The organism is Micromonospora sediminimaris (assembly GCF_016863575.1).
GTDB lineage: Bacteria > Actinomycetota > Actinomycetes > Mycobacteriales > Micromonosporaceae > Micromonospora > Micromonospora sediminimaris.
In genome coordinates, this window is sequence record NZ_BOPD01000009.1 from 38,790 (window position 1) to 59,301 (window position 20,512).

Sequence of the window (20,512 nt, forward strand, 5' to 3'; positions counted from 1 at the left end):
GAGATGGAACTCGCCTGGTACGCCCTGCTCGGCCTCTTCTTCGCCGGCTATCTGGTGCTCGGCGGCTACGACTACGGCGTCGGTCTGCTGCTCGCCCGCGGGGCCGACGCGCCACGCCGACGTGCCGCCCTCAACGCGATCGGACCCTTCTTCCTCGGCAACGAGGTGTGGCTGGTCGCCGCCGTCGGCATCCTGTTCGGCGCGTTCCCCGTACTGGAGGGCGAACTGCTCGCCGGCAGCTACCCAGCGGTGGCCGCCGCGCTCGCCGGGGTGATCCTGGTGACCGCCGGGGTGCAGCTGCGCAGCCGGCCGGGCGGCAGATCGGCCCGAACCGCGTGGGAGCGGGTGATCGTGGTCGGCAGCCTGCTCGCCGCGCTCGGTTGGGGCGTGGTGCTCGCCGGACTGCTCCAGGGGGTACCGCTGCGGGCCGACGGACACGTGGCCGGGGTGACGCACCTGTTCACCCCGTTCGCCGCCGCCACCGGGCTGGCCGTGCTGGCACTGGTCGTGGCGCACGGTGCGACCTTCCTCACCCTCCGGCTACCCACCGTAGAAAGCGACCGGCTCCGTCCGCTGGCGCACCGGCTGCTCCTCACCGCGACCGTCGCGGTCGGCGCAGCCGCCGTCGTCGCGCTGTTCTCCGACCGGGTACGCACCGCCGCACAGCGCCCCGCGGCCGGCGTACTGCTGGCGATGTTGCTGGTGGCGGCCCTGCTCGCGGCGCGGGTGGCGCTCGGGCGGCGACGGCCCGGCGTGGCCTTCGCCGCCACCGCGACGGCGCTCGCGCTGCCGGTGCTGCTGGTCGGGGTGACGCTCTGGCCGTACGTGCTGGTGTCGACCGTGGAACCGAGCGCGTCACTGACAGTGACCGACGCCGCCGCCAGTGGTCCAACCCTGCGGCTGCTGGGCTGGCTGGCGGTGCCGCTGCTGCCGGCCCTACTAGGCTTCCAGGCGATGTGCTTGTGGATTTTTCGAGGACGAACTGACGGCAGGGCACCGGTGTACTGGTGAACCGCCGCCCCTTCGACCCGCGGCTGCTGCGCCGGGTTCCTGCTGCCCGACGCGACCTCGCCCTGCTCGCGCTGCTCGGCGTACTCGCCGCCGGGCTGGTCGTGGCGCAGGCGACCGCCCTGGCCGTGCTGCTGGCCACGGCCTTCACCGGGCAACTGGACCGCGCCGCGCTGGTCGGGCTGCTGGCCACGGTCGCGGCCCGCTCGCTGGTGGTCTGGGCGCAGGGCGCGGTGTCCGCGCGGGTGGCCGCCACGGTCAAGGCGGCGCTGCGAGCCGACCTGCTGGGTGCCGTCGCCCAACATGGACCCGGCTGGGTGGCCGGACAGCGAGCCGGCCAACTGGCCACGCTCGCCGGTCGAGGTCTGGACGCACTCGACGCCTACTTCACCGGCTACCTGCCACAACTCGTGCTGAGCGTGACAGTGCCGGTCGCGGTGCTGGGCCGAGTCCTCTTCGCCGACTGGAGTTCGGCGTTGATCATCGCGCTGACGCTGCCGCTCATTCCGATCTTCGGGGCGCTGCTCGGCTGGCAGGCCCAGGCCGCCACCGAGCGCCAGTGGCGACGGCTTTCCCTGCTCGGCGGGCACTTCCTGGACATGGTGGCCGGGCTACCCACACTGCGCGCGTTCGGTCGGGCCCGAGCGCAGACCGACGCGGTACGACGGATGGCCGACGGGCACCGGATCGCCACCATGAAGACGCTGCGGATCGCCTTCCTCTCCGCGCTGGTGCTCGAACTCGTCGCCACCCTGTCGGTGGCGCTGGTCGCCGTACCGGTCGGCATCCGGCTGCTCGGCGGCGGGCTGGCCCTCCAGACCGCGCTGCTGGTGCTGCTGCTGACCCCGGAGGCGTACCTGCCGCTGCGGGCGGCCGGTAGCCGCTTCCACGCCAGCATGGAAGGGCTCACCGCGCTGGACGAGGCGCTCACGCTCTCCGGCTCGGCGCCGCCGGCACCGGCGGGTCGAGCGAGCGCGCAACCGGACGGGCCCGCCGAGATCCGCTTCGAATCGGTGACGGTGGCGTACGAGCGCACCACTGCGCTGCGCGACGTGACGCTGACCATCCGACCCGGCGAGCGCATCGCGATCATCGGGCCGAGCGGCGCCGGCAAGAGCACCCTGCTCAACCTGCTGCTCGGCTTCGTGCGCCCGACCGACGGCCGGGTCACCGTCGGCGGGATCGACCTGACCGAGATCGACCTCGACAGCTGGCGGCGACAGGTGGCGTGGGTGCCGCAAAGGGCCCACCTGTTCGCGGCGTCGCTGGCCGACAACATCCGGCTCGGCACCACCGATGCCACGCCCGCCGCCCTCTCCGCCGCGGTCCATGCCGCCGCGCTGGACGAGGTGGTCGCCACCCTGCCCGACGGGCTGGACACCCTGCTCGGCGAGCGGGGGTACGGCCTCTCCAGCGGCCAGCGGCAACGGGTGGCGCTGGCCCGGGCCTTCCTGCGGGACGCGCCGGTGGTGCTGCTCGACGAGCCCACCGCGCGCCTCGACGCCGCAGCCGAGGCGGTGGTGCTGTCGGCCACCCGCAGTCTGGTCGCCAGCCGTACCGCCCTTCTGGTGGCCCACCGGCCAGCGCTGCTCACCGACGTCGACCGCATCCTGCGGGTCGAGGACGGGCGGGTCACCGAACTGACTCCGGTACCGGCCGGTGAGCGCCCATGAGCGAGCGGATCGTTTGGCGCCGCGCGATGAACGAGCGGATCGTGCTGCGGCTGGCCCGGCCGTACCTGAGACGCCTGATCGGTGCCGGGCTGCTCGCCGCGGCCACCGAGTTCGCCGGGCTGGCCCTGATGGCGACCGCGACCTGGCTGCTGATGACCGCCGCCGGTCAGCCGCCGCTGGATCGGCTCACCGTGGCGATCGTGGCGGTACGGGCGCTGGCGGTGAGCCGGGGCGTGCTGCGTTACACCGAACGCCTGGCCGGGCACGACGCGGTGCTGCGTCTGATCACCGACGTACGGGCCCGGGTCTTCGCCACCCTGGCGACGCGGCGCGGCGACCCGCCCCGCAGTGGGGACGCGCTGAGCCGACTGGTTTCCGACGTGGACGCGGTACAGGACCTGCTGCTGCGGGTGCTCGTGCCGGCTGCGGCGGCCGGGCTGGTGAGCGTACTGGCCGTCGGGCTGACCGCACTGGTTTCATTGCCGGCCGCGCTCGCGCTCGCCGTCGGGCTGCTGGTGGCCGCCGTTGCCCTGCCGGCGTTGGCGACCGCGCTGACCCGACGGGCCGGCGCGGAGGTGGCGCCCCTGCGCGGAGCGCTCGCCACCGACGCGGTCGATCTCACCCACGGCGCCGCCGACCTGGCCGCCTTCGGGGCGACCTCGGACGCGCTGGCGGCCGCCGGGCGGCGGGCCCGCCGACTGGCGCGGCTGGAGCGGCGACTCGCGGCGCTCGGCTTCGCCGTCGACGCGGCCGGGGTGCTGGTGGCCGGTCTGACCGCCGGGGCGGTGGTGTACGTGGCCCTCGGCGCCGATGTGGACGGGGTGCTGGTCGGCGTCCTGGCCGTCGGCACCCTGGCCGCCGTGGAGATCGCCCTCGCGCTGGTCGGCGCGGCCCGTCAATGGACCGGACTGCGGTCCGGCCTGGCCCGGGTCGCCCATCTCCTGGCACCCGGCGACGCCAGCTCCGAGACCCCCCGGGACTCCGTCAGCGCTCCTGCGGTCGCCCCGGCACCGTCGGTCCGGTTCGAAGCGGTGACGGTTCGATACCGGGTCGGTGCTGCCGCCGCGCTCGACGGCGTCGACCTGGAGCTGCCACCCGGACGTCGGGTCGCGGTCGTCGGTCCGAGTGGCGCGGGCAAGAGCACCCTGGCCGCCGTGCTGACCGGCGCGGTTTCCCCCACCGCCGGCCGGGTCACCCTGAACGGGCGGGACGTGTCTGCGTACCCGTCCCAGGAGTTGCCCTACCTGGTCGGGGGTTTGCTCGCCGAGGCGTACGTCTTCCACGCCACCGTCCGGGACAACATGCTGCTCGGTAGTCCGAATGCGGACGAGGACGCGCTGCTCACCGCCGCCACCGCCGCCGGGCTGGCGGACTGGGTCCGGGCCCAGCCGGACGGCTGGGACACGGTCGTCGGCGAGGAGGGCGGACAGCTCTCCGGTGGTCAACGGCAGCGTCTCGCGCTGGCCCGCGCCCTGCTCGCCGCGCCGGGCGTCCTGGTGCTCGACGAACCCACGGAGGGCCTCGACCCGACCGCCGCCGACCAGGTGCTGGCCAGCGCGCTGGCCGCCACCGTCGGGCACTCGGTGCTGCTGATCACCCACCGGCTCAGCGGCCTCGCCGAACTCGACGAGATCGTGGTGCTGGACGCCGGCCGGGTCGTGCAGCGGGGCCGACACGCGGCGCTCGTGGCGACGCCCGGCTGGTATCGGGAGCAGTGGGTGTTGCAGCAGGCCGCCGAGCACGGCTACCTCGCGTTGTCGGGCTGATCCGTCGGGGCCGCCTCCGGGATGTCCCCGAGGCCGGGACACCAGCGACATGGCAGGGTTGGGCCATGCCGGTCGGGGATGACGTGTTGGTCGAGGAGCACCTGCGGCAGCTCGCCGGTCGGCTCCGTGGGCCACGCCGGCTGCGGGCCGATCTGATCACCGAGGCGCGGCACGGGCTGCTCGACGCCGCCGAGGCGTACCGGGACAGCGGCCTACCGGCCGGTGAGGCGTCGCGCCAGGCGGTCGCCGATTTCGGTACGCCGGATCAGCTCGCCCCGGCCTACCAGGCCGAACTCGCGGTGGCCGCGCTGCGCGGGTTGTCTCTGCGAGTGGTCGCCATCGCCGCGATCGGCTCGATCGCCGGTGACCTGACCTGGCACGGATCAAGCTGGAGCAACGGACCACGACCACCCTCCGGTTACCTGCTGTTGTCGCAGTCGGTGGAGTGGATCTGGGCGGGTGCCTTCCTGCTCGGTCTGGCCGGGCTCGTGCTGGTCGCGGCCACCGCCCGCTCGGCGCGTCCCGCCTTGACCGCGCTGGCGCGCAGCGCCGGTGTCGCGCTGACCGGGACCGCTCTGCTGGGCGCGGTGGCCGGAGCCGGGCTGTTCTCCTGGTCGATAGTGCTGTGGGATGCGGCCCTCACCTGGCCACCGATGATCATCGGAATGGCCGTCGGCGTCTCCGCCCACCTGTGGCTGGGCAGCGCCGCCCGTACCTGGCTGCTGGCCGCCCGCTGACGGTCAGCCCGCCGGGTTGGGTGTGGTGCCCGGGCCCAGAAAGCGGCCGACCGTCGAACTGAACTCACGCCACCCCGACCGCTGGTCGGCCAGCGCCCGCCGGCCGGTGTCGGTCAGCTCGTAGGTCCGCCGTTCCCGCCCGTTGACGGTGCTCCACGCGCTGACCACGTGTCCGGCCCGCTCCAGCCGTCGCAGCGCCGGGTAGACGGTGCCGGTAGGCAGGTCGAGTCGACCGTCACTGCGCGCCCGCAGGGCCTCGATGATCGCGTAGCCGTGCAGGGCCCCCCGCTCCAGCACGGCCAGGAGCAGGGCGTCGAGGTGTCCGTGCAGCGCCTGGGCGTTCATGCGTAGACACGCTACTTGTTATCCGCGTGGCGAGCCATCGGGGTGCGGCCAGCGGTTACCGAGCGCAGCCAACTAGGGTATGTGCCCAGAGTCACTCACCGGCATCAGCGCCGGGGGTGGTAGCCCGACGCACACGGAGGTCACCGTGGCACGCCAGTCGCCCCAACGGCCGGACGCCGACGAGCCCGAGCTCGATGACACGACCGGCACCAGCGAGCCGGACGTCGCCGAGCCGGCCGACGCCGCGCCCGACGTCGCCGCGGCGGAGACCGCGAACCGCGCACTCTGGGACGAGCTGCGGATCGATCCGGTGGAGATCGCCCTGCCGGCCGGCACCGGCTTCACCCTGCGCGCGTACCGGTCGGCCCGTGAGCTGACCCCGACCGACGTTGCCGAGCGCGACGCCGACGACCCTTTCCTCGCCCGTCGGCAGGTCAGCCCGACCGAGAGCGACGACGAGGAGGAGGGTGACGTCGTCATCCTCGACGAGGACGTCGCCCGCGAGTTCGCCGAGAGCGAGGACGAGGAGAAGCAGGCGCAGCGCGGCGACGCCGCCGAAGACGGGAAGGAAGACGCCGACGAGGTCACCGCCGACGAGGCCGGTGACGAGGAAGTGCCGGTCTTCCTGACCCACAAGGGTCGGCTGCTGCTGTTCAAGACGCCCGAGTCGCTTGTCAGTTTCGTCCGTTCCGGCGCACCCAACGATCTGTCTCAGCTGGACAGTTGGGATGAACTGTCCGAACGGGTGGAACCGGCCGACATCGCGCCGCTGGACGATGACGTCTACGAACTCGACCTCGTCGTGGAGAACCTCCGCGGCGGGCACGACACCTGGGACCCGACGCTGCTCATCGAGGCCGGCGAGGTAGCCCGCGACCTGGCGTACGCCCTGCGACTGCCGGCGGTGCTGGACATGCTCTCCACCGGCTCCAGTCTCGACGACCTGGACGAGGCGCTACGGGCATCGGTCGGCGGCGGCATCGGCGGCTTCATGGGACGGCGTAGGCTGAAGAAAATCGGGGCACAAACCGCAAGTCTGGGTTGGCGGACCATTGTCGGAAAGATCTCTGCGGTCGTGGACTGGCGCGACTGACCCACACCAGGGAGCATCAGTCTCTGGCAGAGAAAGCCCTGTGTCCCGGGAGGAGGACGACGCCGTGGCGCTCGTGCGCGTGTACTGCGGTCTGACCTCGGCGGACCCGGCCGACCGACCGGTCTCGACCGGATCGGCGCTGACGTCCGCTGTGGTCGACGACGCAGGCCGTCTGCTGCATGTCTGCGAGATCGGCGACGACCCGACGGGCTACGCCCGGCTGGTCACGCTGCTCGTGGAACGCTCGGGCGGGCCGAGCGGAGCGGCGATAGCCGCCGACAGCGACGACCACACCATCACCTCTCTGCTCAGCGCCGCCGGTCGCCCGCTGGCGATCGCCGACGACGACTCGGTCGACGACTTCGCCGAACGGTTCGCCGACGACGACTCGCTGGAGGAGATGCAATCGCCGCCGGCCGTCCGGCGCGCCGTCGGTCTCGCCCGGGCGTTGCAGGCCGGCGCACTGTCGGCGGTGACCCTGCCGGCTCCCCGTGAACTCGCCGGGTACAAGCAGGTCCTCGCCGCACACGCCGCGCTGGCCAGCGGTCGGCACTCCGCCGCGGTCGCGCTGCGCGAGGTGCTCCGCGAGCTCTACCCGGCCGCGTTGCGCGCCTACCCCGACCCGGCCGAGTCGATCCCGCTTGCCGTACTGGACGCGCTGCCCGAGCCGGGCATGCTTACCGACGCGGCCGGCCGGGGCCGCGACGCCGCGGTCACCGCGGACGCCGTCACCGCTCAACTCACCGCCGACGGGGCAGGCGACGCGGAGGCGATCGACGAGGCGGTCACCGCGCTACGCGTCGCCATTTCCGAGACCCCACGGCGGGCCACCGTCAACCGGGCCCTCACCTCAGCCGCCGCGGAGACCATCCGACAGGCGGTCGCCTCGGTCCGCGCCTGCGACGCCGGCTGCGAGGCGCTCGTCGGTGCGCTGCGCGCCCGTACCGCCGGACCAACGGCGGCGTCCGGCCGGCGAGCCGCCGCGCGACGCGGCGAACAGGTCGGCGAACTGTCGGCGAGCACTCCCGGCCCCCAGACCGGCCTGCGGTCGGTGCGCCCCGGCGGCCCCGAGCCGGCCGGTGGCCGTCGCAGTCGGCCGGAGCCGGTGCCGGGCAATGCCCAGCCGGCCGCTCCGCGTCCACTCGGCCCCCCGCCGGTGGCACCCCCGCCGATGACTCCCCCACCGGTCGCGCCCGCGCCGGTGACGCCGGCCGCTGTGGCCGGGCCGCCCGCCTCGCCGTCGCGGGCCGAGTCGCACCCGTCCCGGGTGGACGGCCCGACCAACCGGCCGATCTCCGCGCCGCCACCGCCGCCGCCCGGCATCACGCCGATCGCACCGACGCAGCGCGGCTCGATCCCGCCCGCCGAAGCGGGCGAGCCGTTCCGACCGACCCTCACCACGGCGGCGATCAACAACGCCCGCGCCGAGCGCCAGCGCACCGTCATCCCGCCCCGGCCGAAAACGAACGGCGAGCCACCGCCGCCGACCGGCGGATTCAGCGCCACCGACCTCAGTGTCCCGGTGCCCGCACCCCGCCCGGAGCAGGAGAAGACCGCTCCCCCGGGATCCCGCTCGAACTGGCCCCTGGTCAACAATCCGGAAAACCCGGCCGACACCTCACCCCGCAATCCGGTCGTCGGATCGTACGACGACCGTGGCCGGCGCGGTGCTCCCGAGCCTCCCACCGACCAGGGTGCAGAGCGCCGGGTCACCCCGCCGTGGCTCGCCGACGATCTGCCGCCGGAACCGCCCGTGCTGCGGCTGGTCGAGCCGCCGCCACTGGCCGACCGGGCGTTGCGCAACGGTACTCAGCCGTCACCGGAGACGCCGCCGCTACGGCTCGTCGACCGCAGCGGCACCGAACGCGGCAACCGGGGGGACGAGCGACTGGAGCTACCGGCCCGCCGTGCGGCGGAACCGCCGGTCGAGCACCGGCCGCCGCCGGTCTCCGACGAGGGCGACGGCGATCTGCTGATCTTCGCGCAGGCCCGTTCCGCCTGGTTCGTGGGGCACGGCGAAGAGGCCGACCTGGACTGGTCGACCACGGCCGACACCGGATGGCAGGCCGCCGAGCAGGCGGCCCGTCCCGCAGTGGGTGCCGAGACGAACGCGGGGCTGCCCAAGCGCGTACCGCAGGCCAACCTGGTGCCCGGTTCGCCGCTACGGGAGGAGCGCCCGCTGCGGATAGTGCGTGACGCCGCCAGCCTGGCCGAGAACACCACCGGATACTTCCGTGGCTGGCGTCGGGGGCAGGAGATCGGCGGGTTCGCGGTCGGCGGGCGTCCCGGGCGGGAATCGGCTGGCGGCTGGGACTTCAGCCGCGACACAGGTGACCGCGACGACGATCGGGAGTACGAGTACCGCTCCGCCGGCTACCGCTCCTGACCCGCGCCGCAGTGCTGCCGATTGACCTCTTCAAGGCCGTTCACCTGCGTGTTTCTGCCCACACCCGGATAATTTGACGCCGGGTCGGCAGGGCCGGGAGCATACCCGCGGAACATCCGGCGGCAGTTCGCCGGGCGGGAAGGCGACTCATGGCGACACCGGTAACCGGCCCATCCGTGGTCACTCGACGCGGCGTACTGGCTGCGGCGGCGAGCACCCTGCTGCTGAGCGCCTGCGGGCGCGACGGCGGACGGGAGGACGCCGTCGCCCGGCCCACCCCCGGTCATGAGTTGGTCATCGGCGCCACGCTGGAGCTGAGCGGCCCCGGTGCGGCGCTGGGCGTGCTCCAACAACGGGCGCTGGCAATCAGTGCGGCGGCTCTCAACGAAAAGGGCGTGGCGGTCGGCAACCTCCGCCGGCGGGTACGCGTCGAGGTGCTGGACAACCGCAGCGATCCCCGACTGGCCGCCCGGCAGGCGACCGAGCTGGGCCGCCGGAACGACGTGCACGCCCTGCTCGGTGCCACCCTGGCGGAGACCTCCATGTCGGTCATCGGGGTGGCGCAGAAGCTCCGGCTGCCGTTCGTGTCGTTGGCGTTCGGCGACTCCATCGCCGTGCCGCTGGCCCAGCGGGCCTACGTCTACAAGGTCACCCCGGACGCGGGCGACGTGGCACGGCGGCTCGCCCAGCTGATCAGCTCCGAAGGGCTACGCCGGGTCGTGGTGCTGGCCGAGGACGGGCTGCACGGCGACTCGGGTGTCCGGGCCATGCGGGGCGCGCTGCGCACCGCAGAGGTCGGTCTGGCCAGCACCGTGCGGCTGCCGGCCGGCAGGGCCGGCATGGCCCGCGCCGCCGAACAGGCCGTCGCGGCCGGCGCGGACGGTGTGGTGGTCTGGGCCACCGCACCCCATTCCGGTGCCGCCGCACGGGCACTACGCGCGGCCGGACATGACGGCGAGTTGTTCTTCGACGCCGGGGCGGTGGCCGAGGAGACCCTTGACCGTCCCAATCTGCCCGCCGTCGAGGGTTCCTACGCGGTCCATCCGTCCTCGCTGGGCGGCTCCACCATCGCCAACAGCAGCGCCGCCGGACGCGCCTACCGCGACCTCGTCTCGGCGTACATCCGCGCGCACGGCGCCTACCGTGGCTTCGCCCCGTACGCCTCCGACGCGCTGCTGCTCATCAGCACGGCGGCCCGGTTGGCCGACAGCGTGGACCGTGGTCGACTACGGGCGTACCTGCAGAACCAGGTCACCGATGGCCTGGCCGGGATGTACTCGTTCACGCCGATCCGGCACAGTGGCATGGACCGCCACTCCCTCGGGGTGTACCGCGTCGACGGCGGTGCCTGGAACCGGCTCAGCTGACGACGGTGGGTGCCCTGGGGCACCTACCCACGTCACCGGGGCACCAACCAGCGCCCGGTGTCGGCGGTGGCCGTCACCGGACGCTGGTGCCGAACATCAGGCGGGCGCGACGGCCCGGGAGCGACGCATCGTGAGCACGTACTCGACAAGCGAGATCAGTACGTGCTTCGTCGACTCCCGGTTCCGGGCGTCGCAGGCCACCACCGGCACGTCGCTGGAGATGGCGAGCGCATCCCGGACGTCCTGCGGATCGTGGTACTGCATCCCGTCGAAGCAGTTGATGGCCACCAGGTACGGCAGCCGCCGGTGCTCGAAGAAATCGATCGCCGCGAAGCAGTCGGCCAGCCGGCGGGTGTCCACCAGCACGACCGCGCCGATCGCTCCCCGCACCAGCTCATCCCACATGAACCAGAAACGGGTCTGACCCGGCGTACCGAACAGGTACAGGATCAGGTCTCGATCGATCGAGATGCGGCCGAAGTCCATGGCCACCGTGGTCGTCGTCTTGCCCGGCACCTGCCGGGTGTCGTCGACGCCGACTCCGGCGGAGGTCATGATGGCCTCGGTGGTCAGCGGCGTGATCTCCGAGACCGAGCCGACCAGCGTCGTCTTGCCGACGCCGAATCCACCGGCGATAACGATCTTCGCCGACGTCACGCGCCCGCTCGGGGCCGGCGGCCGGTGCGACATGTCAGAGCCTGCGAAGTCCACTCAGCACCCTCTCCAGCAATTCAGTGCCCACCGCGTCGTCCGAGTCGTCCAGGATGGTCGGCTCGTGGACCGCGACCAGGCCGTCCGTCGCCATGTCGGCGATGAGCACCCGGGCCACGCCGAGCGGAAGCTGCATCCGCGCCGCGATCTCCGCGAGCGACTGCACGCGTCCGTCACACAGCGCGGCGATGTACTGGTGCTCACGGCCTTGGCCACCATTGCCAGTGGCAGCGGCCCGACCGCGCACCGTCGTCTCGACAAGCGCCTCCAGGGCGATGTCGAGGCGGGGACGGGTACGACCGCGGGTCACGGCGTATGGACGGACCAGCGCGCCGGTCGGCTCGTCACGATCAGCCATGTTGCCGCTCACCTCCTTCGTACCCGGCACCGGTTGGACCGGTGCTACCCGTCGTATGCAATGTTGTCGCCCCGCCTGCCCCCACCGGCCGGCGCGACGATCAGCCCATCATCCCCACAGCCGTACGCGGCTGCGGGGTCAGGGCGTCGCCCACCCGGTCAACGAGCAGGGCCATTTCGTAACCGACCTGTCCCACGTCGCAACTACGCGCGGCGAGCACCGCGAACGACGAGCCGTCGGAAATCGACATCAGGAACAGGAAGCCATTGTCCATCTCGACCACCGTCTGCAGCACGGCGCCTCCCTCGAAGCAACGGGCCGCGCCCTGGGTCAGGCTGACCAGGCCGGAGGCGATCGCCGCCAGCTGGTCCGCCCGGTCCCGGGGGAGGTCTCGGGACGACGCCAGGAGCAGGCCGTCCGCGGAGACGGCGACCGCATGCGCGACACCGGGTACCCGATCGGCGAAGTTGGCCAGCAGCCAACCGAGATCCTGCGTACTAGTCATCCTTCTTGCTCCTTCTGCCCGCTCCCGGCCACCGGGCCAGAGCCAGACTGCGAGGATTGCTGCCCGCCCGGAGTTCCGTCCGGGCCGGTCGGGTTGCTGTCCGAGGGGTGACTACGTCCCCGTTGGACACCCCGGTGGTAGGCGGACAGCAGACCGCGTACCGATTCCGGGTTACGACGCTGCACCGAGGTGGTGGGCTTCTCCACCGCCCCCGGCACGAGCTGTGCCATCGGCGTACGCTTCGGCAGCCCGGTCTCGGTGGTGCCGGCCGCCGGCGCCTGGCTGGCGGCACTTGCCGCGCGCCAACCGTCGTCGGCCGCGGTCCGCCACATGTTCTCCTGAGGTGTCGGGCGGTGCGAGGGCGCGCTGTCGGCAGCGCCGGGCCGGGGCCCGCCACTCGCTGGCGCGCCGTTCCCGCCGGAAGCGCCCGCCCCCGTCGGAGTCTTTGGTGCCATCGGTGCGTTACCTGTCGTCCCGGTCTGGGTCTGCTGCTGGGCCGGCCGATTGACGACGTCGACCGTGGAGAGCTGCTGGGTCGTCGCGGCGGCCGTGGCGGACTGACGCGCGCCGGCCGACTCCTCCGGACCCGGCCGGCGGGTGCGGAACCACGCCGACTCCAGCTCCCGGAAGATCGGCAGTTCCATCGTCTCGTCGGCGTACCGCTGCCGGTTCTGGGCCTGCGGCGGCGTGGGTGCGGTCGGCTGGTGCTGCGCGGGAGCGGGCCGGGCTGCCGGGGTCTGACGCTGCACCCGGGGCAGTTCGGTGGTCATGTCCAGGGCGGCGGCCAGCCGCTCGGGCACGGGCGGTGCGGCCGGCTCTCCGGCGACCGGCGGCCAGGCCGGGGGTGCCGAGGGCGCACCCGCGCTGGGCGCCGCCGAGACGGGCCGCTGCGGCAGCGGACCACCGGGCGGAGTCGAGACGGGTGAGCCGGAGACGGGCGAAGCCGACACGGGGTGACCGGAGACCGGGGCCGCCGAGACCGGCGGGGCCGAGTACGGCGTGCCGGAGACGGGGGGCGACGACACCGGGGGCACCGGCGGCGCCGACACCGCCGGCGGAGCGTAGGAACCGGTCTCCGGGCTGCTCGGCAGCTGACGCGGGATGGCCGGTGGCTGACCGCTCGGCTCGTCGGTGGACCGGCGCTGCGGCAGCGGATCGATCGGGTGACCGTTCGAGGTGAGCGGCGCGAAGCCGTTGCCGTTGCCGTTGCTGGCGCCGCTGGCACCGGTCAGATCCGACCAGGCGGGCAGGTTGCCGCCGCTACCCACGGTGGTCGGCGTACCGGAGCCGTTACGGCTGGCCGGGTCGAAGGGCCGACCGCCGAGGGTCACCTGGTTGCCCGAGCTGCCCGGGGTACGCGCGGCGGGCGGGGCCGGTGGGTGAGCGCCGTTGCCGAGCGCGGCCAGCGCGCCGAACGCCGGAGTCGGCCCGGACGACGGGCCGGCCGCGGCCGGCAGTGCGGGAGGCTGCTGCCCCCGGCCGGACAGTGCCCGAGGCACCAGCACGGTGGGCGGCAGCGTGACCTCGGCGACGGTGCCCCGGTCGCCGCCGGGCCGCAGCTCGACCTTCACGCCGTGCCGGGAGGCCAGGCGGGCGACCACGACCAGGCCCATCATCCGGGAGACGGCGACGTCCACCTGCGGCGGCGTGGCCAGTCGCTCGTTCAGCTCGGCCAGCTGCTCGCCGCTGATGCCGATACCCCGGTCCTCGACGTACAGCGAGGCACGGTCGCCGACCCGGCGAGCCTCCACCAGCACCTGAGAGTCCGGTGGCGAGAAGGCTGTCGCGTTGTCGAACAGCTCGGCGACGAGGTGGACGAGATCGTTGACCGCGTGCGCGGCGACCTCGATGTCCCGGTCGATCACCCCGAACTCGATCCGGGTGTAGTGCTCGACCTCGGACTGGGCGGCCCGCAGCACGTCGATCAGTGCGGCCGGCTCGCGCTGCACGCGGGTCGAGTCGGCACCGGCGAGGACCAGCAGGTTCTCGTCGTTGCGGCGCATCCGGGTGGCGAGGTGGTCCAGCTGGAACAGCTCCGCCAGCCGGTCCGGGTCCTCCTCACCGCGTTCCAGCCGGTCGAGGTGGCCGATCAGCCGGTCGACCAGGATCTGCGACCGGCGAGCCAGGTTGACGAACATCGTCGCGACCGACGACCGCAGCGCGGCCTGCTCGGCCGCGGTACGGACCGCCTCCAGGTGGACCGCGTTGAACGCCTCGGTCACCTGGCCGAACTCGTCCTTGCTGCGTACCGGCAGCGGCTCGGCGATCTGGTTGGCCAGCTGCACCGGCGAGAGCTGTCCGGTGACCTGCGGGTCGCGCAGTCGGGCCACTGCCTGGGGCAGCCCGTACTGGGCGATGGAGAGCGCACCCTGACGCAGCTCACGCAGCGAGCGGGCCATCGAGCGGGCCACCAGGAACGCCAGGAAGATGGCCAGCAGCAGCATCGTGAGCAGCAGGCCGGTCTCCAGGAACACCGTGCGCTGCACCTCGGAGCGCAGCTCGCCGGCCTGCTCCACCACGTCGGAGTCGAACTTCGACTCGACCGAGCGGATCAGTTGGCCGTTGGCGACAAGCGCGGCGTCCCACTGCTCAGGGGTGAACGAGATGCCGGCGAGGTTCTGCGAGTTGTCGGCGTTGACCTGGCTGATGTAGATCGTTGCCTGCCGGCGGTCACCGCCGCCGATGGTCTGGGCGTGGAACTCGGCCTCCGCCTCGGTGGCCACCGCGTCGAAGCTCTGCTGCGCCTGCTGCTGACCGGTCTCGCTGGAGATGTAGTCGGTCCGCAGGGTCGAGCTCATGCCGCCCAGGATCAGCGCCCGGTGCACGACCACCCGGCGGACGGAGAGCCACTCCTTCTCCCGGGCCACCGCGGCGGCGGCCCGCATCCGGTCGCTCAGGTCGTTGTCACCGGCCAGCTGGCTGGCCGAGTCGCGAACGGTGAGCAGCTGATTGATCAGCTCGTCGTAGGACTGGATCGCGTCGGTGATCCGGAACTTGCCGTTCAACACCTGGCTGCGGGCGCCGGGCAGGTCACCGAGACCCTCGTCGATCTGTTCGAGCAGCCCGTTCAGGCTGACGGGCAGATCGCTGAGGTCGGACCGCTGCTGCGAGTAGGGGGCCTTCTCCTGGTCGACCCGCGACGAGACGTCGTTGTAGCGGGTGGCCGCCGCCTCCTTCTGCGCCGCGGTGGCCTTCTCCGGGTCCAGGCCCAGCAGCAGCACCGCCGCGGTCCGCTCGTCCTGCAAGCCGTCCACCAGGTCACCGGAGTGACTGATGAGTTCGGCGAGGTCGCCGGCCCGGTTGGCGTCGTTGAGCGCGTCCAGGTGGTCGACCAGACCGCTGGTACCCACGACGACCGTGGCGATGGTCGGCACGATCATGATGAGACCGAGCTTGGACCAGATCGGCATGTCGCGGAGCCGACCTGCCGGCCGGCGTAGACGCGACAGGAGAGAACCTGCCGTCTTCGGCCGTTTGCTCACGTCACCGCCCTCGTGATTGCAGCGTCCGCGTTGCCCCCGGACAACGCCCAGCAGCCGACCCGGCGGGTCGGACCATCCGAGATTCCATCACGCCGCCACGGAAAGAGAAAGCCCAGGTTGGCCGCAGCCGGAGGTGTGATGAGATGTTGATGCAATTTGATCGCGGTCCGTCTGTTCGGAGTTACTTGAAGTAATGAGCAACCCGCACCGAGTCGTCCTCCTCGCCGGCCCCTCCGGCTCCGGAAAGTCGTATATAGCGCAGCAATCCGGGCTGCCAGTGCTCTGTTTGGACGATTTCTACAAGGACGGCGATGACCCAACGTTACCGATACGGAACGGTCAGATCGATTGGGAGTCGCCCGATTCGTGGGACGCCGAGGCAGCGGTGGAGGTTATTGACCAATTGGTCCGACACGGCCGGGCGGACGTGCCGGTGTACGCCATCAATGAGGATCGCCGGGTAGCCACTCGGCGCTTCGAGCTGGCCAGTTCGCCACTTTTCGTAGCCGAAGGGATCTTCGCCGCCGAGATCGTCGGGGAGTGCCGGCGACGCGGGCTCCTCGCCGGGGCGTACGCCCTGCGCCGGCCGCGCAGCGCGACCTTCCTCCGTCGGCTCGCCCGGGATCTCGCCGAGCAGCGCAAGGGCCCACGGGTCCTGCTGCTGCGCGGCCTGGCGCTGCTGCGCGCGGAACCGGCCGTGCTGCGTCGGCAGACCGGTCTCGGTGCGGAGGCCGCCCGTGGCCGGGACGTGCTACGCCGGGTGGCCGGTCTGCTCGCCGCCGGCCACCCGCCGCAGATCGGCTGACCGCCGACCGGACGTCGGTCAGCCGAGCAGCTTCGCGTACGCCGGTTTGATCACCTCGTCGATGATCCGTAGCCGCTCGTCGAAGGGGATGAAGGCGGACTTCATCGCATTGATCGTGAACCACTGAAGCTCGCGCCAGCCGTAGCCGAACGCGTCGACCAGCAACGCCATCTCCCGGGACATCGAGGTGCCGCTCATCAACCGGTTGTCGGTGTTGACGGTCACCCGGAAACGCAGATCCCGCAGCAGCCCGATCGGATGCTCCGCGATGGACGCGGCGGCACCGGTCTGCACGTTCGACGACGGGCACAGTTCCAGCGGGATCCGCTTGTCCCGCACGTACGCGGCCAACCGGCCGAGCTGGGCCTGCGGGCCGGGGGTGATGTCGTCGACGATGCGGACTCCGTGGCCGAGGCGGTCGGCGCCGCACCACTGGATCGCCTGCCAGATGGAGGGCAGCCCGAACGCCTCGCCGGCGTGAATGGTGAAGTGGAAGTTCTCCCGCTGGAGGTATTCGAAGGCGTCCAGGTGCCGGGTGGGTGGAAAACCCGCCTCCGCACCGGCGATGTCGAAGCCCACCACGCCGTGGTCGCGGTGCCGTACGGCCAACTCGGCGATCTCCTGCGAACGAGCCGCGTGCCGCATCGCGGTGAGCAGCGTGCCCACCCGGATCGGCGTACCGGCCTCGGCCGCGAGCGTGCTGCCCTCCACGAAACCGGCCAGCACCGCCTCGACCACCTCGTCGAGGGTCAGGTCCTGCTCCAGGTGCTGCTCCGGAGCGAACCGGACCTCGGCGTAGACCACCCCGTCGGCGGCCAGGTCGAGGGCACACTCCCGGGCCACCCGGCGCAGCGCGGAGGCGGTCTGCATCACGGCGACGGTGTGCGCGAAGGTCTCCAGGTAGCGCTCCAGGGAGCCGGAGTCGGCCGCCGCCACGAACCAGCGCCCCAGCTCCGCCGGGTCGGTGGTGGGCAGTTCATGACCGATTTCCGCGGCCAGGTCGACGATCGTCGCGGGGCGCAGGCCGCCGTCCAGGTGATCGTGCAACAACGCCTTCGGCGCCCTGACGATGTCCTCGTACCCGATATCCGTGCTCATCGCCCCTCGCCCCGCTCACAGCCCATGCTCCCGACCCTAGTCCGCGCGTCCGGCCGAGTGCCCGCGCAGGGCGTGTGTCGAGGCCCTCCGTAGGCCAGGATGGCTCCGATGCCCGCCCTAGACTCGACGCGTGAGACAGCCGTGATGCCTTCCCGCGTCGTGGCGCGGCTGCGTTGCCCCGTCTGCCAGGACCCGCTCGCCGAGGTCGTCACCGGTGGATCCCGGGCGTTGCGGTGCCCGCGCCGACACAGCTTCGACATCGCCCGGCAGGGCTACGTCAACCTGCTCACCGGCCGCGCCCCGCACAGCGGTGACACCGCCGAGATGGTCAGCGCCCGGGCGGACTTCCTGTCCGCCGGTCACTACGACGTGATCTCCGCCGCCCTGGCGGACGCCGCCGACACCGCCCTCGCCGCCGACACCGCCCTCGCCGCCGACACCGCCCTCGCCGCCGCCGACCCGACTGCCCCCGGCGCGCACCCGCTGGTGGTGGACGCGGGCGCGGGTACCGGCCGGCACCTCGCCGCGGTGCTGGCGGCCGTGCCCGCGGCCGTCGGTCTCGCGCTGGACATCTCCAAACCGGCGCTCCGTCGGGCCGCCCGCGCCCACCCGCGGGTCACCGCCGCGCTGGCCGACACCTGGCAGCGATTACCGCTGGCGGACGCCTCGACGGCGCTGCTGCTCAACGTCTTCGCACCCCGGAACGGCGCCGAGTTCCGCCGGGTGCTCGCCCCGGGCGGGCGGCTGCTGGTGGTGACCCCGGCCGCCGACCACCTCACCGAACTGGTCGCCGCACTCGGCCTGCTGCGGGTCGACCCGGCCAAGGCGGACCGGGTGGCGGCCAGTCTGACCGGGCACTTCACCGAGGAGTCGACGACCGTGCACCGGCAGGAGCTGACGCTCTCCGGCCCGGAGGTGGCCACCCTGGTCGGCATGGGCCCGAGCGCCTGGCACACCGATCCGGCGGGGCTGGCCGCCCGGGTCGAAACCCTCGGCGAGCCGGTCCGGGTGACCGTCGCGGTGCGGCTCGGGACGTACCGACTTCAGGGCGCGTCTCCCGGAGACCCGGCCTAGGTGGAGAGGTCGACCTCTTCCCAACCCGGGGGCTCGTCGTGGTACGGCCCGCGCAGGATCACCGCCCACTCCAGCGCCCACCGCCGCTGACCTATCGCGTTGGCGTCCACCAGCCCCGGCAGGCTCCGGCCGGCGCGGCTCACCTCCAGGTACGACCAGTCCAGGCAGTAGTGCAGGTCGAGCAGGGCAGCCGCGTCCGCCGGATGCTGCGGCGCGGCCAGGATCCGGGACCGCCACTGCCGGAAGGTCTCCCCCTCGGCGATGTGCGGCAGCCGCTCCACCAGCCGGTCGTCGGCCGGCATTGTGGGATCCAGCTGCTTGGTCAGGCCGAGCACCCAGGCCAGCGAGAACAGCGCGTCATGGTGCAGCACGAAGGAGCGGTGGTCGCCCTTGGCCCCGGTGACGAAGTGGAACTCCGGCGGAGTGACCATCTCCACCAGGTGCGAGGCGAGCAGCCAGCTCATCGCGGCCTGGGGCGGCATGCCGAAACAGCGGGCCAGGATCAGGTGCAGCACCGCGATCCGCGCCTCGATCTCCGCCGTCGGCCGCAGCTCGATGTCATCGCCCGGCTCCCAGACCAGCGGAAACTGCGGCGGGGGCAACGGCAGCCGCAACCGGGACAGCTCGTCCAGGCTCGCCTCACGCACCTCACGGGGGTCGGGGGCAGGCACGATCACGGCAACATCCCTGTCTGATCACGATGTCTCGGCGCCGACGGTCCCCCCTGGCCTGCGAGAATAGCGGCCCTCACGCTCCGACACCATGGCCGGGACCGGGGTTTCGTCACTCGACGCGCTCGATGACGAGCGGCACCGCGACGGGTGGCCGGGCGGCGACGGTCACCGCCGGGGCGGCCTCCGCCAACGCCGCCGGGATCAGCTCCGCCCGTTCGGCCCGCAGCTCGTAGAGGGGTTCCCCGGCGCGTACCGGGTCGCCGGGACGCTTGTGCAGCAGCACGCCGGCCGGCACGCTGACCGGGTCCTCCTTGCGCGCCCGACCCGCGCCGAGCCGCCACGCGGCCACCCCCATGGCGTACGCGTCGACCGCCGCGACGTGACCGTCCGTGTCGGCGCGGACCACCTCGACCTCGGGTGCCCGGGGCATCGGAGCGTCCGGGTTCCCGCCCTGTGCCTGGATCATCGACCGCCAGACGTCCATCGCCCGCCCGTCGCGCAGAGCGGCGGCGGGGTCGGCATCGGGCAGCCCGGCCGCGTCGAGCATCTCCCGGGCCAGCGCCAGGGTCAGCTCCACCACGTCGGCCGGCCCGCCGCCGGCGAGCACCTCCACCGACTCGGTCACCTCGATGCCGTTGCCGATCGCCCGACCGAGCGGGGTGGACATGTCGGTGAGCAGGGCGACGGTCTTCACCCCGTGCGCGCCACCCAGCTCCACCATGGTGCGGGCCAACTCCCGGGCGTCGTCGACCGACTTCATGAACGCGCCGGAGCCCACCTTCACGTCCAGCACCAGCGCGCCGGTTCCCTCAGCGATCTTCTTGCTCATGATGGAGCTGGCGATCAGCGGAATGGCCTCGACGGTGCCGGTGACGTCACGCAGCGCGTAGAGCTTGCGGTCGGCCGGGGCGAGCCCGGAGCCGGCAGCGCAGATCACCGCACCGACGTCCCGCAGTTGAGCGGTGAACTCCTCGTTGCTCAGCGCCGCCCGCCAACCCGGGATCGACTCCAGTTTGTCCAGCGTGCCGCCGGTGTGGCCGAGACCGCGCCCGGACAGCTGCGGAACCGCCGCCCCGCAGGCGGCCACCAGCGGGGTGAGCGGCAGCGTGATCTTGTCACCGACCCCACCGGTCGAGTGCTTGTCGACGGTCGGCCGGGTCACCGAGGACAGGTCGAGCCGTTCGCCACTGGCGATCATCGCGGCCGTCCAGCGGGCGATCTCCGGGCCGGTCATCCCGTTCAGCAGGATCGCCATGGCCAGCGCCGACATCTGCTCGTCGGCGACCACCCCCCGGGTGTACGCGTCCACCACCCAGTCGATCTGCCCGTCCGACAACACCCCCCCGTCCCGCTTGACCCGAATCACATCAACCGCCGCAAAACCACTCATCAAAGGATCTTCCTAGTCGTCTGCAATGCAAGATTCGCGC

The 20,512-nt window shown here is 72.6% G+C and carries 17 protein-coding genes; 9 read left to right on the forward strand and 8 right to left on the reverse strand.

Going from position 1 to position 20,512, the window contains the following annotated elements:
- Nucleotides 1-3: 3 nt before the first annotated feature.
- The 4 genes from cydB to Vse01_RS07265 all read left to right on the forward strand — a co-directional run bounded on the left by cydB (nucleotide 4) and on the right by Vse01_RS07265 (nucleotide 5,184).
- Nucleotides 4-1,011, forward strand: a complete 1,008-nt coding sequence (cydB, locus tag Vse01_RS07250) for a cytochrome d ubiquinol oxidase subunit II (RefSeq protein WP_093406640.1) — start codon at nucleotides 4-6, stop codon at nucleotides 1,009-1,011.
- A complete protein-coding gene (gene cydD, locus Vse01_RS07255; RefSeq protein WP_093406186.1) occupies nucleotides 1,008-2,681 on the forward strand; it encodes a thiol reductant ABC exporter subunit CydD in 1,674 nt (557 codons plus the stop codon). The genes cydB and cydD overlap by 4 nt, the downstream gene beginning before the upstream one ends.
- On the forward strand, nucleotides 2,678-4,447 hold the full coding sequence (cydC, locus tag Vse01_RS07260) for a thiol reductant ABC exporter subunit CydC (protein ID WP_093406184.1): 1,770 nt from the start codon (nucleotides 2,678-2,680) through the stop codon (nucleotides 4,445-4,447). The genes cydD and cydC overlap by 4 nt, the downstream gene beginning before the upstream one ends.
- 65 nt (nucleotides 4,448-4,512) lie before the next feature.
- Nucleotides 4,513-5,184, forward strand: a complete 672-nt coding sequence (locus Vse01_RS07265) for a permease prefix domain 1-containing protein (RefSeq protein ID WP_093406181.1) — start codon at nucleotides 4,513-4,515, stop codon at nucleotides 5,182-5,184.
- A gap of 3 nt (nucleotides 5,185-5,187) precedes the next feature.
- Here the strand turns inward: Vse01_RS07265 and Vse01_RS07270 are convergent, their stop codons facing one another.
- Nucleotides 5,188-5,529: a PadR family transcriptional regulator gene (locus Vse01_RS07270; RefSeq protein ID WP_093406179.1), complete on the reverse strand. Its 342-nt coding sequence runs from the start codon at nucleotides 5,527-5,529 to the stop codon at nucleotides 5,188-5,190.
- A gap of 79 nt (nucleotides 5,530-5,608) precedes the next feature.
- On the opposite strand from Vse01_RS07270, the gene Vse01_RS07275 reads away from it, so the two are divergent.
- From Vse01_RS07275 to Vse01_RS07285, 3 genes are all read left to right on the forward strand, one after another.
- The gene (locus tag Vse01_RS07275; RefSeq protein ID WP_093406176.1) at nucleotides 5,609-6,622 is read left to right on the forward strand and encodes a SatS C-terminal domain-containing protein; all 1,014 of its coding nucleotides are present in this window, start codon (nucleotides 5,609-5,611) and stop codon (nucleotides 6,620-6,622) included.
- A gap of 40 nt (nucleotides 6,623-6,662) precedes the next feature.
- Nucleotides 6,663-9,008, forward strand: a complete 2,346-nt coding sequence (locus tag Vse01_RS29920; RefSeq protein WP_093406174.1) for a transposase — start codon at nucleotides 6,663-6,665, stop codon at nucleotides 9,006-9,008.
- Between the two features lie 149 nt (nucleotides 9,009-9,157).
- Nucleotides 9,158-10,375: an ABC transporter substrate-binding protein gene (locus tag Vse01_RS07285; RefSeq protein WP_093406171.1), complete on the forward strand. Its 1,218-nt coding sequence runs from the start codon at nucleotides 9,158-9,160 to the stop codon at nucleotides 10,373-10,375.
- Nucleotides 10,376-10,471: 96 nt separating this feature from the next.
- Here the strand turns inward: Vse01_RS07285 and Vse01_RS07290 are convergent, their stop codons facing one another.
- From Vse01_RS07290 to Vse01_RS07305, 4 genes are all read right to left on the reverse strand, one after another.
- Nucleotides 10,472-11,065, reverse strand: coding sequence for a GTP-binding protein (locus tag Vse01_RS07290; protein ID WP_091260490.1), 594 nt, complete (start codon nucleotides 11,063-11,065; stop codon nucleotides 10,472-10,474).
- Nucleotide 11,066: 1 nt separating this feature from the next.
- Nucleotides 11,067-11,444, reverse strand: a complete 378-nt coding sequence (locus tag Vse01_RS07295) for a DUF742 domain-containing protein (RefSeq protein ID WP_091634396.1) — start codon at nucleotides 11,442-11,444, stop codon at nucleotides 11,067-11,069.
- A 100-nt stretch (nucleotides 11,445-11,544) separates the two neighbouring features.
- A complete protein-coding gene (locus Vse01_RS07300; protein WP_013731521.1) occupies nucleotides 11,545-11,949 on the reverse strand; it encodes a roadblock/LC7 domain-containing protein in 405 nt (134 codons plus the stop codon).
- Nucleotides 11,946-15,431, reverse strand: coding sequence for a sensor histidine kinase (locus Vse01_RS07305; RefSeq protein WP_093408149.1), 3,486 nt, complete (start codon nucleotides 15,429-15,431; stop codon nucleotides 11,946-11,948). Before Vse01_RS07305 ends, Vse01_RS07300 begins: the two co-directional genes overlap by 4 nt.
- 433 nt (nucleotides 15,432-15,864) lie before the next feature.
- On the opposite strand from Vse01_RS07305, the gene Vse01_RS29265 reads away from it, so the two are divergent.
- On the forward strand, nucleotides 15,865-16,236 hold the full coding sequence (locus tag Vse01_RS29265) for a hypothetical protein (protein WP_232511365.1): 372 nt from the start codon (nucleotides 15,865-15,867) through the stop codon (nucleotides 16,234-16,236).
- Nucleotides 16,237-16,254: 18 nt separating this feature from the next.
- On the opposite strand, the gene Vse01_RS07315 is transcribed toward Vse01_RS29265, so the two are convergent.
- Entirely contained in the window at nucleotides 16,255-17,334 is a 1,080-nt protein-coding gene (locus Vse01_RS07315) for an adenosine deaminase (protein WP_093408154.1), read from the reverse strand.
- A gap of 144 nt (nucleotides 17,335-17,478) precedes the next feature.
- Here Vse01_RS07315 and Vse01_RS07320 point away from each other — a divergent pair, with 144 nt between their 5' ends.
- Nucleotides 17,479-18,408, forward strand: coding sequence for a putative RNA methyltransferase (locus Vse01_RS07320; RefSeq protein ID WP_093408561.1), 930 nt, complete (start codon nucleotides 17,479-17,481; stop codon nucleotides 18,406-18,408).
- Here Vse01_RS07320 and Vse01_RS07325 read toward each other — a convergent pair.
- Nucleotides 18,405-19,085: a DUF4272 domain-containing protein gene (locus Vse01_RS07325; RefSeq protein WP_093408157.1), complete on the reverse strand. Its 681-nt coding sequence runs from the start codon at nucleotides 19,083-19,085 to the stop codon at nucleotides 18,405-18,407. The two genes, Vse01_RS07320 and Vse01_RS07325, sit on opposite strands and share 4 nt — an antisense overlap.
- Before the next feature lie 106 nt (nucleotides 19,086-19,191).
- Nucleotides 19,192-20,472 carry a thymidine phosphorylase gene (locus Vse01_RS07330; RefSeq protein WP_093408159.1) on the reverse strand — a complete coding sequence of 427 codons (1,281 nt, stop codon included), beginning with the start codon at nucleotides 20,470-20,472 and terminating at the stop codon, nucleotides 19,192-19,194.
- Between the last annotated feature and the right edge of the window lie 40 nt (nucleotides 20,473-20,512).